The organism is Nitrosomonas sp. Is24, assembly GCF_033063335.1.
GTDB lineage: Bacteria > Pseudomonadota > Gammaproteobacteria > Burkholderiales > Nitrosomonadaceae > Nitrosomonas.
The window spans coordinates 437,618-451,724 of record NZ_JAWJZG010000001.1 but is presented as its reverse complement, the minus strand read 5'-3'; the positions used below and the strand labels follow the sequence as shown (position 1 = coordinate 451,724).

The 14,107-nt window shown below is 51.1% G+C and carries 14 protein-coding genes; 6 read left to right on the top strand and 8 right to left on the bottom strand.

Annotation, left to right across the window (positions count from 1 at the left end; genetic code table 11):
• Nucleotides 1–5: 5 nt before the first annotated feature.
• From R2103_RS01980 to R2103_RS01965, 4 genes are all read right to left on the bottom strand, one after another.
• On the bottom strand, nt 6–1,133 hold the full coding sequence (locus R2103_RS01980; protein WP_317529890.1) for a homoserine O-succinyltransferase MetX: 1,128 nt from the start codon (nt 1,131–1,133) through the stop codon (nt 6–8).
• A gap of 103 nt (nt 1,134–1,236) precedes the next feature.
• Nucleotides 1,237–2,964 carry a phosphoenolpyruvate--protein phosphotransferase gene (gene ptsP / locus R2103_RS01975; protein ID WP_317529889.1) on the bottom strand — a complete coding sequence of 576 codons (1,728 nt, stop codon included), beginning with the start codon at nt 2,962–2,964 and terminating at the stop codon, nt 1,237–1,239.
• Complete coding sequence (locus R2103_RS01970; RefSeq protein WP_317529888.1) at nt 2,961–3,230, bottom strand: HPr family phosphocarrier protein; 270 nt, start codon at nt 3,228–3,230, stop codon at nt 2,961–2,963. The genes ptsP and R2103_RS01970 overlap by 4 nt, the downstream gene beginning before the upstream one ends.
• A complete protein-coding gene (locus tag R2103_RS01965) occupies nt 3,220–3,624 on the bottom strand; it encodes a PTS fructose transporter subunit IIA (protein WP_317529887.1) in 405 nt (134 codons plus the stop codon). Before R2103_RS01965 ends, R2103_RS01970 begins: the two co-directional genes overlap by 11 nt.
• 285 nt (nt 3,625–3,909) lie before the next feature.
• Here R2103_RS01965 and R2103_RS01960 point away from each other — a divergent pair, with 285 nt between their 5' ends.
• Nucleotides 3,910–5,124 carry a diguanylate cyclase gene (locus R2103_RS01960; protein ID WP_317529886.1) on the top strand — a complete coding sequence of 405 codons (1,215 nt, stop codon included), beginning with the start codon at nt 3,910–3,912 and terminating at the stop codon, nt 5,122–5,124.
• Between the two features lie 115 nt (nt 5,125–5,239).
• Here R2103_RS01960 and R2103_RS01955 read toward each other — a convergent pair whose 3' ends face one another.
• Nucleotides 5,240–6,187 (bottom strand): response regulator transcription factor, encoded by a 948-nt coding sequence (locus R2103_RS01955; protein ID WP_317529885.1) that lies wholly within the window; start codon nt 6,185–6,187, stop codon nt 5,240–5,242.
• 434 nt (nt 6,188–6,621) lie between these two features.
• Between R2103_RS01955 and lysS the strand changes: the two genes are divergently transcribed.
• From lysS to R2103_RS01935, 4 genes are all read left to right on the top strand, one after another.
• Nucleotides 6,622–8,130, top strand: a complete 1,509-nt coding sequence (lysS, locus tag R2103_RS01950) for a lysine--tRNA ligase (RefSeq protein WP_317529884.1) — start codon at nt 6,622–6,624, stop codon at nt 8,128–8,130.
• Nucleotides 8,131–8,221: 91 nt separating this feature from the next.
• Entirely contained in the window at nt 8,222–8,932 is a 711-nt protein-coding gene (locus R2103_RS01945) for a hypothetical protein (protein ID WP_317529883.1), read from the top strand.
• A 118-nt stretch (nt 8,933–9,050) separates the two neighbouring features.
• Complete coding sequence (locus R2103_RS01940) at nt 9,051–9,278, top strand: addiction module protein (protein WP_317529882.1); 228 nt, start codon at nt 9,051–9,053, stop codon at nt 9,276–9,278.
• Nucleotides 9,275–9,574 (top strand): type II toxin-antitoxin system RelE/ParE family toxin, encoded by a 300-nt coding sequence (locus R2103_RS01935; protein ID WP_317529881.1) that lies wholly within the window; start codon nt 9,275–9,277, stop codon nt 9,572–9,574. Before R2103_RS01940 ends, R2103_RS01935 begins: the two co-directional genes overlap by 4 nt.
• A 60-nt stretch (nt 9,575–9,634) precedes the next feature.
• On the opposite strand, the gene R2103_RS01930 is transcribed toward R2103_RS01935, so the two are convergent.
• The 3 genes from R2103_RS01930 to R2103_RS01920 form a co-directional block, all read right to left on the bottom strand.
• On the bottom strand, nt 9,635–9,886 hold the full coding sequence (locus tag R2103_RS01930; protein WP_317529880.1) for a helix-turn-helix transcriptional regulator: 252 nt from the start codon (nt 9,884–9,886) through the stop codon (nt 9,635–9,637).
• Between the two features lie 244 nt (nt 9,887–10,130).
• Nucleotides 10,131–11,387, bottom strand: coding sequence for a type II toxin-antitoxin system HipA family toxin (locus R2103_RS01925; RefSeq protein ID WP_317529879.1), 1,257 nt, complete (start codon nt 11,385–11,387; stop codon nt 10,131–10,133).
• Nucleotides 11,377–11,697, bottom strand: a complete 321-nt coding sequence (locus R2103_RS01920; RefSeq protein ID WP_317529878.1) for a helix-turn-helix transcriptional regulator — start codon at nt 11,695–11,697, stop codon at nt 11,377–11,379. Before R2103_RS01920 ends, R2103_RS01925 begins: the two co-directional genes overlap by 11 nt.
• Before the next feature lie 666 nt (nt 11,698–12,363).
• On the opposite strand from R2103_RS01920, the gene R2103_RS01915 reads away from it, so the two are divergent.
• Nucleotides 12,364–14,091 carry an autotransporter assembly complex family protein gene (locus R2103_RS01915; RefSeq protein WP_317529877.1) on the top strand — a complete coding sequence of 576 codons (1,728 nt, stop codon included), beginning with the start codon at nt 12,364–12,366 and terminating at the stop codon, nt 14,089–14,091.
• Nucleotides 14,092–14,107: the final 16 nt, after the last annotated feature.

The window sequence follows — 14,107 nt, the reverse complement described above, 5'->3', positions numbered from 1 at the left end:
TTTACTCAGATCGCAATATTGTCCATATACGCCCGTACCAGCTGGTGATAACAGGACGGTTCCATCAGAAACGAGTCGTGGCCATGGCTGGAGCTGATTTCCGCATAACTGACGTTCAGTTCGTTATCCAACAGCGCTTTGACAATTTCCTGGGAACGCTGCGGCGAGAAACGCCAATCCGAGGTAAACGAAACCACCAGAAAATTCGCCTTGGCCGCGCGGAATGCCGCGCTCAGATCGCCACCGTACGCCGCGGCGGGATCGAAATAATCGAGCGCCTTGGTCATCAGCAAATAGCTGTTGGCATCGAACAAATCGGCGAATTTGTCGCCTTGATAGCGCAAATACGATTCGATTTCGAATTCCACGTCGAAACCGAAAGAAAGCTCATCCTTGCGCAAACTGCGGCCGAACTTCGCCGCCATCGAATCATCCGAAAGATAAGTGATATGCCCCAGCATGCGCGCCAGCCGCAAACCGCGGCGCGGCAAGGTGTCGTAGGCATAGAAATTACCACCGTAAAATTCCTGGTCGGTCATGATCGCCTGGCGGGCCACATCGTTAAATGCGATATTCTGCGCGGTCAACTTGGGCGCGGCTGCGATCACCAGCGCATGACGCACTCTTTCCGGATAATCGAGCGTCCACTGCATCGCCTGCATACCGCCCAAGCTGCCGCCAACGATGGCGGCAAATTGTTCGATACCTAAATGCTCGGCCAATTGTGCTTGCGCCTCAACCCAGTCTTCCACCGTCACCACCGGAAAACTCGCGCCATATTGCTTACCGGTACGCGGATCGATACTGGCCGGGCCGGTAGAACCATGACAGCCACCCAAATTATTCACACCAATGACAAAAAAACGATCGGTGTCGATCGGCTTGCCGGGACCCACCATATTGTCCCACCAGCCGACGCTCTTTTCATTTCCGGCATACACACCGGCCACATGATGATTACCGGAAAGCGCATGGCAAATCAAGATCGCATTGGAATGCGCGGCATTCAATTGGCCGTAGGTCTCGTACACCAAGTGATAGCTTTCCAGCGACAATCCGCTTTTCAACTGCAACGGCTTGTCGATTTGCACGTACTGCGGTGTTACCACACCGACTGATTTTGATTCTTGCATGTATAGTAGCTTAGGATAATCCCGAAGAAACGGCTGAATATCAGGCAGTCATTATATCGCCAAAAAAAGAGGCACACACCATGATTCAACCCAACAGCGCGTTTTAATCATTCAACTTGGCCATCAATGCAGCGATTTTTTCCGGTTGATCAGCTTTGATGATTTTTTGCGCTAACGGAATGATATCAGGCAAATTGCTCTTTAAGATCTGGTTCTTTACTGTCAGCAATTGCGCCGGATACATGGAAAACTGCTGCAACCCTAGGCCCAGCAGCAGCCGTGTGAACTGCTTGTCACCCGCCATCTCCCCGCAAATCGATACCGGCACTTTGGCACGATTGGCACTTTGAATGACATGCGAAACCAGCCATAAAATCGCCGGATGAAATGGATCGTACAGATGTGCCACGGTATCGTCGATGCGGTCGACCGCCAGGGTGTATTGAATCAGATCGTTGGTGCCGATCGATAGAAAATCCAGTTTGCGCATGAAAATATCCAGGCTCAACGCCGCTGCCGGAATCTCGATCATGCCGCCGACTTTGATGTGTTCGTCGAAATCAATTTTGTCATCGCGCAATGCCTGTTTTGCATATTCGATATGCGTCAGCGTTTGATCGATTTCCGCGACATTGGACAGCATCGGCACCAGGATACGCACATCGCCGTACTTGGAAGCGCGCAAAATCGCGCGCAACTGCGTATGAAACATTTTCGGTTCCGCCAGACTCAGGCGGATCGCGCGCAAGCCCAGTGCCGGGTTGGCCGCCACCTGTTCGCTGCCTTTAAGGTTCTTGTCCGCGCCCAGATCAAAGGTGCGGATAGTCACCGGTTGTTTGTGCATTTTGACCGCAACCGTGCGGTACGCTTCAAATTGCTCATCCTCGCCGGGCAAATCATCGCGGTTCAGAAACAGAAATTCGCTGCGGAACAGACCGATGCCGGTCGCACCGCTTTCTTTAACCTGCGCGATATCTTCCGGCAGCTCGATGTTGGCGTACAAATCGATCAGCGTGCCATCCAGCGTCATCGCCGCAATACTCTTGATACGTTGCAGTTTCTTTCTTTCCAGCTCGAGCTGGCTTTGCCGCAAGCGGTATTCATCCAGCACGTATTTATCCGGATTGACGATGACGATGCCCTGCGTGCCGTCGACAATCAGGCAATCATTCTCCAGAATCAGCTGATGCGCGTGATGCAATGCCACAATCGAAGGGATATTGAGGCTGCGCGCCACAATCGCGGTATGCGATGTCTGGCTGCCCAGATCGGTCAGGAAAGCGGTGAATTGGTGCTGCTTGTATTGCATCACGTCGGCGGGACTCAGATCATGCGCCACCAGAATGCTGTCGCCAGTTAAGCGCGACGCCACCGGCAAATAACCGGGATGCCCCAGCATCGCCTTGAGCACACGCTCGACTACCTGGATGACATCGGCTTTGCGCTCACGCAAATAGGCATCTTCGATTTCCTCGAACTGCTCCAATAACACTTGCATCTGCTGCGTCAGCGCCCATTCCGCGTTGCACAGCGTGTGCGTAATCATGTTGCGGGTGGCGTCCGACAAGGTCGGATCGTCCAGAATCATCAAATGCAGATCGAGAAACGCACTGAACTCAGCGCGTGCATGCCCGTCGGCAACCGCTTTCTGCAGCGCCTCAAATTCTTTACGCACCACTGCAAAAGCGCTATCCAGCCGGGCAATCTCCTTGTCCACCTGATGCTTGGGAATCAGGTAATGCATCACCTCCAATGCAGCCGGAGCAGCCAGATGCGCGTGCCCGATGGCAATGCCTTCCGATACGCCCGAACCCTGCAATATAAAGCTCATTCGCCCTCGCCAAAATAATCTTCAACCAACGCAACCAGCGCCGCCATCGCATCTATTTCGTCATCGCCGCTGGTTTCCAGCTGGATAAGCGAGCCTTTATTGGCCGCCAGCGTCATCACCCCCATGATGCTTTTCGCATTTACACGGCGGTTATTGCGCGTCGCCCAGACTTCGCACTTGAATTGACTGGCCAGTTTGGTCAGTTTGGCGGAAGCACGCGCGTGCAATCCGAGTTTATTGATAATTTCGACTTCTTTAATTTGCATGACAAGGTTCCGCATCAATTTGTATCACACCGCGTTGACCGCCGCTCAAGCCTTTTTCGATCACGGCCGCAAGCGGCTCATGGCGGTAGGTCAGCACCCGCACCAGCATCGGCAGATTGGCGCCGCTCAAACATTCCACCCTGCCCGGCCGCACCAGGCGGCTGGCAATATTGCACGGCGTCGCGCCAAACATATCGTTCAATATCAAAACACCATCGCCGCTGTCCAACTGCTGAATCAACTCACGCGCCTGGATTAGCACCGCATCGGGATCATCCTGAATAAAAACGCCCAAGTACAGTAGTTGCGGCGGTTTCATACCGACGACGTGGCTCGCGCAACGAATCAAATGCTCGCCTAAATCTTCATGTGTAAGAACTAAAATCCCGATCATTCTGTTTGTTATATTGTTATCCGGTTTAATACGCGCTAATTCCGGATTTTAGCATTGACAGTGCCTTAATATGCCGTGTTACCAGAATGATCATGAAAATATTTACGGCTGATGATATCCAACCATTTGAGGGCTTAATACGCTATATTTATTTACGTTATATCTTTTCCTGTGAATTAATACACTGTAAATTACCTCAAAGCCCCTGATGCAGTAATTGATATGAGCGGATGATTGCATGGTTTAAGCTGAAGCACGTCACTATTTGAACGGATTGGTGAGAAGATGAAAAAAAATGACCGGATCCTGGCTTTGCGTAAAGCGGCTGAAGCAATGGCACGCGGTGATTTCGCACCGGATATTCCCATCGGGGACGACGACATCGGCAACCTGGGCAAGTCTCTCAAAGAGTTATCCGCTTACCTGCAAAAACAATCGGAAAGAAGCCAGTCGCTGTACAAAATCATGGTTGAATGCAACTTCAATTTGCAGTTGATCGATGTGCTGAACCATATTTATGAATCTTTCCAGACGCATTTGCCTTACGACCGGATCAGTCTGGCTTTGTTGGAGAGCGACAGAAACAAACTGAAACTGCATTGGTCGCGTGCAAGCTATGACAAGCCGGAATTGATCTCCGGTTTATCTATTCCCATGACGGATCGCAGCTTACATACGCTCATCGATCTCAATGAAATGCTGATCATCGATGATTTGAACACCCATTTGCAAAGGTATGCGGAATCCAGGCTGGCACAAGCCATTTTTAAGGAAGGTATCCGCTCCTGCCTGATTTGTCCGTTGATTGCAGACGGAAAGCCCATTGGCTTTCTTTTCTTTTCCTGCCGCAAAAAAAACGCCTATAAAAACCTGCATAAGGACTTATCGCTGCAAATCGCCAGTCAACTGGCCGTGATCATCGAGAAAACCCAGCTTTACAAAGGCATTAAGCTCAACAAACAACTCATCGCGCAGAAGAAATCATTGGAACAGCGTGTCACGCACGATGCATTAACCGGCTTGCTCAACCGTCCCGCCATCTTCGACATCCTGCACAAGCAGATTCTGCGCGCCAAGCGCGGCGGGTTTGGCATCGCGGTAATCATGATCGATATCGATCACTTCAAAAACATCAACGACACCTGCGGCCATCCCGCCGGGGACGCGGTGTTATGCGAAATCGCCAATCGTTTGACGCAATCGGCCCGTTCGCACGAATACATCGGGCGCTATGGCGGCGAGGAGTTTCTGGCGATCATTTCACCGTTTAGCCAGGAAGGCGCGGTAAAAGCCGCGGAACGATTCCGCAAAGCCATCGCCAGCGAGGAAATCAACACCAACCAGACATTGATTCCGGTAACCATCAGCCTGGGCGTTGCTATCGCTACCGGTGAAGAATCACTGGATGAACATTTGCTGCTGCAACGGGCCGATGACGCGCTTTACCAAGCCAAGCACAAAGGCCGTAACCGGGTTGAAGTGGCCAGAACGGATCGTTGAAAGAAACTCCCTGAATCCGGCTGTAGATCACATTCTTGTTTGCACCCCAACTAGCACCTTCACCAGCCGGACCATCATCACCACAACAAACAACGTTTGCACGGCTCCCGGCAGATTAACGCTCGCTACTTGTTAGATTCAACCGGCCACTGCGCATCCCGGTAAGACAAAGCGAGATCAACCGGTTGCGGTTGGTGACACCGGTTTTTGCAAAAATGGCTTTCAGATGCGACTTGACCGTTTCCGGACTCACGGCCAAACGCAATGCAATCTGCTTGTTGCTTAACCCTTGAACCAGCAAATTGATGACTTTCTGTTCGCATTCGGTAAAAACAACATCGCCTGACTGCAAACTGGTAGATTGATTCCGCTGGCCACTGAAAAAACTCAGTATCCGGCTCACGAGTTGACGGGGAAACCAATACTCCCCTTTATGCACCGCATGTACCGCCTTCAAAAAAAATTCCTGGCTGACTCCGGTCAACAGGAGTCCCGATACGCGAAATTCAACAATAGCCTGGACCAAATCGGGCAGAACGTTATCGTACAACAAGATTATCTTCACATCCGACGGGCTTCTTCTGATGGCGCGCAACTGCTCAATGACAATGGCTTCGGGTAAAGCGGTATCGATCAGGATTACATTGGAACCGGAATCCTCCAATTCCTCGTAGTGTTCTTTAAATTGATCGGGCTTGTACGAAAGAACGCTGATAACGGGCACGTTCTCCGCGTAGTTCTGCAACTGGCCCGTTAAATCCTCTCGCCCGGAAACAATCCATAGACAAAAAGGAGCACTCCATTGCGCAGACGGCCCGTCTGCGTCAAATCGCCTGGCTACTGACTCAATGGACAAACCGGAAGCCGGATCACGCTGCATGAGCACATCACGCCGTTCATGCCGACGCCGGTTATAGCGCGCCTGTCCGCGCAGAACCGTCAAATTGCGTCTGTCCTCCTGCTGGCGGCGCTCGTCCCGGCGCCGTTCGGAATTGGCAGTAGCGGAAGCCGCCTGATCTCCTTGCTCTTTTTTTGCACGCTGAAGGAGAATGGATGGTTTCAATCTTAAGTACATCGTTGATCTGCGCTCAAATCATTGATCATGGCCATATGCAGCATCTTTTTTATTTCATAACACGCATTGCATGCGATTAAACCATTGGCTTGAATCATTTTCCTTATCGCCTTACCGGTTGGAAGATCTCAAACTTTTTTGACCGATGATCAATGTAACTGAATTAATTTTTAATAAATAGATGTCATTTATCATTCAATCGATAGTCATTTTTGGTTGCCCAGGAAATAAACCGTCCCGCTGATGTAAGATATCTTGAAATCATCGTGCCAGAAAACTAGCGTTTTGCCAAATCGGGTATAAAAGCCGCAACCGGGTTGCAGCCGCACACTCTGGCACGAATCCCCTGCTGGCAGCGTATAATATGCGACCAAAGACAAATCCATCCATTTAATCGATTACTTACTTTCGCAAACCAGAACATGACCCAGGAAAATCCATCAACCATTCCCCAGGATGAGAACCAAATTATCGCCGAACGACGCGCCAAATTATCCGAATGGCGACAGGCGGGCAATGCTTTCCCGAACACTTTCCGGCGCGAACATCTAGCGGCGGATCTGCACCGGCAATACGATGATTTAACTAAGGAGCAACTGGAAGAATCGCCGGTTGCGGTCAAAGTGGCGGGGCGGATGATGTTGAAGCGCGTCATGGGCAAGGCCAGTTTCGCCACCATCCAGGATATGAGCGGCCGGATTCAACTGTACATTTCGGACGATCTCACCGGCGCAGACGTGCATTCGGCGTTCAAGCACCATGACTTGGGTGACATTTTTGGCGCACAGGGCACGTTGTTCAAAACCAAAACCAATGAACTGTCGATCCGTGTCACGGATTTGCAGTTGCTGACCAAATCGCTGCGTCCGCTGCCGGAAAAATTTCACGGCTTGGCCGATCAGGAACAAAAATACCGTCAGCGCTATCTGGATTTGATCACCAATGAAGATGCGCGCAAGGTGTTCACGGCGCGCTCGAAAATTATTCAGGCCATGCGCGAATTTTTCGTGGCGCGCGGCTATCTCGAAGTCGAAACCCCGATGATGCACCCGATTCCCGGCGGCGCTTCGGCACGGCCGTTTTCCACGCATCACAACGCGCTCGATATGGCGCTGTATTTGCGCATCGCACCGGAACTGTATTTGAAACGGCTGGTGGTCGGCGGCATGGAAAAAGTGTTTGAAATCAACCGCAATTTCCGTAACGAAGGCATTTCCACACGGCATAACCCGGAATTCACCATGGTGGAATTCTACGAGGCATATCAGGACTTTACTTATCTGATGAACTTCACCGAGAAAATGCTGGCGGAAATCGCGCACAAAGTGCTGGGCACGACCGAAGTCACGTATCAAGGTAAAACCATGGATTTGGCGAAACCGTTTGCCCGCCTGACCATCACCGCAGCCATCCGAAAATTCCACCCGGAATACACCGATGCGCAACTGAACGATCGCGATTTTCTGATCAGCAAATTGCAAGTACTCGGCATTCATCACAACCCGAACGACGGCATCGGCGGCTTGCAGCTTTCACTGTTCGACGAAACCACCGAACATTTGCTGTTCGAACCGACTTTCATCGTCGACTATCCGGCGGAAGTATCCCCTTTGGCGCGACGCAACGACAACAACACCGAGATCACCGACCGCTTTGAGTTGTACATCGCCGGACGCGAGATCGCCAACGGATTCTCGGAATTGAACGATCCGGAAGATCAAGCAGCGCGCTTTCTGGAGCAAGCCAAAGCCAAAGATGCTGGCGATAACGAAGCCATGCACTACGACGCGGACTACATCCGCGCGCTGGAATATGGCCTGCCGCCGACAGCAGGCGAGGGCATCGGCATCGACCGGCTGGTGATGCTGCTGACCGACAGCCCTAGTATTCGGGATGTGATTTTGTTTCCGCAGTTAAGGCGAGAAGATTAGGGGAACGTTGAGAAATTTACCGATGTTTATGCATCACATCATCTATTGTAGATAAGTGATGTCAAACTTGACCACTTAATGCGGAGCTCGCATGCAGAAAATTAAATTTGAAAATCGAGCAGTTGCTTTCATAGATATCCTTGGGTTTAAGTCAGTGGTCGGTGCCGCAGTGCAAGATGGCAAGGGACTATGCGAACTAGAAGAGCTAATTAGCATGTTGGAAAGTGTTGTTCCCAACCTTGATGGCACGGTAGATCAAAGCATTCATCGAGATCTGATACCGAAGCATATTTACATATCGGATTGTATTATCCTTAGTGCTCCGCTTGCGTCGGATAAAATGCCAAGTTACCGCGGCTTATCTATCTTGGTCATGCGGGTTATTCAGATCAGCCATATTCTTTTGTCCAAGGGATATCTAATTCGTGGTGGTATATCGGTCGGGCAAGTTTGGCATACTGATTCAAATATCGTTGGCACTGCATATCAGGAAGCATATCAAATAGAAACCAGAACTGATGTTCCACGAGTCGAATTATCCCGAGGTGCTAAAGAACTCTGGAATCGTACTGAAGGCTCTGCTAATACGATGTGTTTGGATTACGAGGAACACTTTATGGTCAATGTACTACATGATTACTATATACAAGATACCTCGCATGGCGCTATAGAGCGAGCATTTGACAAGTACTCTAACGTGATTGAGAAGAATCTGGCAGCAAATTATCCAGAGTCTGTAGAGTACAAATGGCGGTGGTTCAAGCAGTATCTGGAAAGCGAGACAGCCAGAAATAAGTTGTAGGAAGTAGCTTGGATAAGCCAGCGTCATCCAGGATAAATTTCTCAAGCATCAAACCTGGAATCCAATCTGTCATATCAATGATAAACTGTCTGTTAATAAAGGTTTCGGAGAGTTTATCATGCCCGATAAAATGAAATGGATTCTGGAAAATATCAAGACGTTGTCACCCCACGAAAAAGCGACGCTCGCGCATTGCCTGATTTCAAGTTTGGATAACGCCAACGAAGCACATGTCGATGAGGTGTGGATTCAAATCGCAGAACAGCGGTTTGCGCAACTTGAATCGGGTGCGGTAAAACCGGTTAGCTGGGAAGAAATTAAGCTGAAATTGAACCGTGAGTTGTGACAAACGTTTACTTTCATCCTGAAGTTGCGCGCGATATACGTGAATCGGTCGTCTGGTATGAATCGCAGGCAAAAGGGTTAGGCGGTGATTTCATCAATGAGCTTGAAAGCGCTTATGCTGCCATCGCCGAGCTTCCCGGTGTATGGCCTCAGTTCGGAAATGGATTCCGGCGTTATATCCTTACTCGCTTCCCATTTGCTGTAATTTACAGGCAATCAAACGAAAAAATCTATGTGGTTGCCGTGATGCATCAAAGCAGAAAACCCGGTTACTGGCTCAATCGAATTGCAGAATAAATCAAGCACGGTAGGTTGTGGGTTGCCGAAGAAAGCCCAACATCAAACTGCACAAGAGTGTTATGCAGCAGAATAATCCCAGCCGGGAAAAACCAGCACTGCTGGGTGGCACTTGAGGGCTTTTGCCAATATTTTGGTGCGTTCAATTCCCAAGTTGATTTTGTCATGCTCGATGGCGGAGAGGGTTGATTGCGGAATGCCGGTAAGGTCAGCCAATTCATTTTGATTTAATCCTTGGAGTTCGCGGATAATTTTTACCGACTCGCCGACTGTCACGTCGCATGTTTTTTTGGCCAATTGATATTCGTCCATTATTTTCTCCGGTAATCGTGCGGTGAAATTTGTTCAACGAGAACATAAACTTCATTGTTGTTGATTTGATAAATAACCCGATACTGTTGGTTTAACCTTGAAGAATGGTAGCCACTCCATTCTTTGGTATTTTTCGTTCCTTCCCCAATTTCAGTCAATCCCAGAGGACACATTTATACCATTCCGAGACGGTTCAATCCCCCAATAAGAATCAAATCTACGTCCATCGAGTCTGTGCATTTCCTTACGGCTCGGTGAGCCGATGTATCGTCAGCGCGGCTCGCTGCTCTATCAGTGCGATAATCTGCTCAACCAAGGGGTTTTCAGCGAATCCAGGTTCTTTTTGCGATTGAAGCTGGCGGGCAGTTTTCGGTAGGATCTGCGCCAGTTCCAGAATGCGCTTACGGGTTTGGGCCCGGCCCAATCCGGCGCTTTCGGCGAACTGGTCCCAATGATGGGCCTGCACCTCACTGAATTTGTATTTGCTGCCGATTTTCATCGCCATCTTGGGCGTGAGATTCTCGTATATCGCCGTCGACAGAGTGTCGTACAGCGGCGCCAGTACCGGAAACTCGCCGGTGTAGAGCAAGGAGAAATTCTTGGCATGTGCGTCATGATTGCCGATCAAGGCGTTGAACACCACGTAATCGAGCAGACGCAGCACCTGCGGTGCGCTAGGCCGGGTAGCATGGCGCAACAGGCTGAAGCACGCGGCAAGATCGGGGCCTCCTTCGTTTTGGTATTTCATCTCGGGCACCACGCCCAGTGCTTGACAGAAATCCTCCTGATGCAGGCGTGCTACTCGGCTTTGCGTATCGGTTTGCCGGTCATAACGCGCCACCAGCAGAAAGCGGCGGCTGGCGTCGGCGCGGATCTGCGCTTGAGCGGCTTGCAGCTTCATGGCGCGAGCCAGGGCCAGGCAGAAGCCTTCATTGGTGACGCTGTCTTCCACGCCCTGGATGAGCGGCTTCAGGATATGGGTGCTGGGTTGCCCTCCTTGTGTCAAACCAATGCGCTGTCCGTCAAAAACAACCGGCAGCTTGTCCTGCACACCGGCCAATGATAGCCGCAAGTCATCCTTGCCTGCCATCATCGGGCGGCGGGGCAATTCATCAAGGATGGCGATCAGTTCATCATCGTTCAGCCACTGAACGCGGTCATCCCCGGGCGGTGCAGGAGGTGTTCCAAGCGGCAGAAACGTAATGGCTCCGGCACACTCTCCACCGATATGATCGAGCAAGGCAAAGTCGTTCTGACCCGATACCTGGAACTGCTGTGCGATCAAGCGGCGCAGATGACCTTCGGGGAGCAGACCGGCAAAGAATGGGCGCGTGTGGATGTCATCGAATGCATCCAATTGCAAGGGGAGAGAGCAAGACAACGCGACAGCTCCCGGACGATTGAGCCAGTTTTCGCGGTAGCGGAAACTGAGCCGCCCCTCCTGCAGCGACAAGGTGCCGACGTGATCGGTGAACAGCCAGACCTCCAGTTCATGTGCCATCGCTGTCTATCTTCATCACCGCGGATTGTTGTTCCGGCAGGCCCGCAAGAACGATCTCACCGCCTAAGGCGTCGATAACCCGCAGAACCTGCTCAAGTCTCAACGTGGGCTTTCCCGCTTCGAGATCAACCATAAAACGCAGCCCGACACCGGCTGCCAAAGCCAGTTGAGATTGCGTCAGGCCAAGCTGCTTGCGTGCTGCACGCAGAGCGAGTCCGAGCGATTGAGTGCTGTGGATGCGGATCATGAATTTCGCGTTGCCTATTTTTCCCGTTCGGGAAATTATGAAACAAAGCGCACATCTGAGCAAGTTAATTTTCCTGAACGGGAAAAATTATGCTTCAACTTATCTTACTCGAGAAAGTATTCCCTATCGGGAATGTTTGCGCATCCATTGCGCAGAATGCGGTGGTTAGTTGTTTAGTCCCACCGCGCACCTTTGACCCGTTTGCAGAACGAAACACTTAGGGAAGCGCTGATTAATTCAACGAACGTGATGAAGGGCGAGGCGCACGGAACGCAACAACCGAGACATATCAAATCTGATAGGCGAGGGAGTGAGTACCGCGCAACGAAGCAATTCGCTCGTGCAGTCAATTAATCAGCGCTTCCTTAGCTGCTCACCTGAAATTTTCGCATCGGCTGCGATCAGGTAAGCAAGCACGGTAGATACTCTCTCTTCTTGCAAATGATTCTTGAGAAATCATTTGTTTCCATACGAAAAAACAACATATGGCCGTCAAAAGGCTCTTAACAACCGGACAAAGGGGTTTTCCTGTACCGCCCGTGCATTCATGCTAATAAAAGCCCCGTAAAAGTAAGTTCATTATTTTCCTGCCTGAGGGAACCCTTTCCCTTTAGCCGTGCCAATACTTATAGAATAAGCCTTTCGAACCATGGCGGCAGTTCATCTCTCAGCATTCAAATTTATTAATCTAATTATCAGTTGATTCGATTCCGTAATATCCGTTTTTATATGATTGCACTATTGGTCTTATCGAGTTTCCACGCAGTTGCGCAAGAAGCTTCCGATTTGCCCGGTAAGCCGGCTATCGTCTCCTTATCGGCGCCGCAAACGGTACAAGAATTACTCAATAAATATATTCAATTACCTACAGAGTCATTCGCCAGCGAGTTTGATGAAAACATATTCGTGCATCGCTTACAAAAAGAAATCAAAGAAATCATGGCGACTGAAGGCTACTTCAATGCCATGATCTCCGTAACAAAACCGGAGCCAGAACAATCAATCGAGATCAAAATCGATCCTGGCGAATTGACCCGCGTAGGTTCGGTTAACCTTGAATTTGCTGGCGATATCGCTAATGGCGATGAAGAACACCGCAAGCGCATCGAGCAGCTTCGCGTTGTGTGGCCGTTAAAGACCGAGTTGCCCTTCCGCTCCGCCGATTGGGAACAGGCAAAATCCGCTTTAATTGATAGCATCACCCAACAAGCATTCGCCGCTGCCGTCATCACGGGCAGCCAGGCCAGCGTCGATCCCGGCGCAGCGCGCGCTGACCTTACCGTCACTATCGATTCCGGGCCGGTTTTCTATCTTGGAGAAACTCAAGTTTCCGGCCTGGAACGTTACGATGCATCACTGATCACGCGGCTTGCGCCTTTCAAACCCGGCGATATTTATCAACGCGATTTACTGCATCAATATCAACTCGCATTGCAGAAAAAACCCCAATTCAGCACGGTTTCAGTCAGTATCGCGCCCGATATCGCCCAACACCGGTCGGTGCCGGTTAAAGTCATGCTGACGGAAGCGCAGGCACAACGCTTTGCTTTCGGTGTGGGTTACAGTTCCAACAATGGCGCACGCGGCGAAGTCAATTACCATCATCATAATTTACTGGACCGCGCCTGGAATCTCACCAGTTTGCTGCGTCTTGAGCAAAAGCGGCAAACGTTTCTCGCGGGAATCGACACCCTGCCCGATCAAAACCAGATCAATTATTCGCTCGGTGCCAGCCTGCAGATGACCGATATTCAAGGCCTGCAAACCGTCGATCAGAAAATCGGTATTTCGCGCAATTACCAGACGCCATCGCTATTCATGCAATTGGGTTTGAATTGGCAGCGCGAACATAAAAAACCCGACGGCGCGATCAATCAGATCAACGAAGCGCTGGTGCTGGATTGGCGCTGGCGGCGGCAGATCGTCGACGATCCGGTCAATATCCGGCGCGGCCACACCACCGAAGTGCGCATCGGCGGCGGCAGTCAGCAATTGCTGTCGGATCAGGATTTTATCCGCACGTATGCGCGGCATCAGAGCTGGTGGCCGGTGGGATCGCGCGACGTTTTTTTCCTGCGCGCGGAAGCCGGTTATACCCTGGCATCGTCACGTTTCGGCATTCCGCAGGAATACTTGTTTCGCGCCGGTGGTATTCAGTCGCTGCGCGGTTACGATTTCAAAGGTATCGGTGTCCACGAAGGCAATGCCATCGTCGGCGGACGGGTGATGGCGACCGGTACCGCCGAGTATACCCATTGGGTGACACAACAATGGGGCGCGGCGGCGTTTGCCGACATTGGCAGCGCGGCCGACCGCTGGCAAGACATGCAGATGTTTCTCGCCTACGGCGCCGGTGTCCGCTGGCGCAGCCCGGCGGGACCGCTCGCACTCGATCTGGCGCGCGGCCATGAAACCGGTTCGCTACGGGTGCATTTCTCAATGGCCGTCGCTTTCTGACCGGCTGAGGATCGCT

Coding starts and splice junctions, on each gene's coding strand:
- R2103_RS01980 (WP_317529890.1), bottom strand. CDS start 1,133: ATGCAAGAATCAAAATCAGTCGGTGTGGTAACACCGCAGTACGTGCAA.
- ptsP (WP_317529889.1), bottom strand. CDS start 2,964: ATGAGCTTTATATTGCAGGGTTCGGGCGTATCGGAAGGCATTGCCATC.
- R2103_RS01970 (WP_317529888.1), bottom strand. CDS start 3,230: ATGCAAATTAAAGAAGTCGAAATTATCAATAAACTCGGATTGCACGCG.
- R2103_RS01965 (WP_317529887.1), bottom strand. CDS start 3,624: ATGATCGGGATTTTAGTTCTTACACATGAAGATTTAGGCGAGCATTTG.
- R2103_RS01960 (WP_317529886.1), top strand. CDS start 3,910: ATGAAAAAAAATGACCGGATCCTGGCTTTGCGTAAAGCGGCTGAAGCA.
- lysS (WP_317529884.1), top strand. CDS start 6,622: ATGACCCAGGAAAATCCATCAACCATTCCCCAGGATGAGAACCAAATT.
- R2103_RS01945 (WP_317529883.1), top strand. CDS start 8,222: ATGCAGAAAATTAAATTTGAAAATCGAGCAGTTGCTTTCATAGATATC.
- R2103_RS01940 (WP_317529882.1), top strand. CDS start 9,051: ATGCCCGATAAAATGAAATGGATTCTGGAAAATATCAAGACGTTGTCA.
- R2103_RS01930 (WP_317529880.1), bottom strand. CDS start 9,886: ATGGACGAATATCAATTGGCCAAAAAAACATGCGACGTGACAGTCGGC.
- R2103_RS01925 (WP_317529879.1), bottom strand. CDS start 11,387: ATGGCACATGAACTGGAGGTCTGGCTGTTCACCGATCACGTCGGCACC.
- R2103_RS01915 (WP_317529877.1), top strand. CDS start 12,364: ATGATTGCACTATTGGTCTTATCGAGTTTCCACGCAGTTGCGCAAGAA.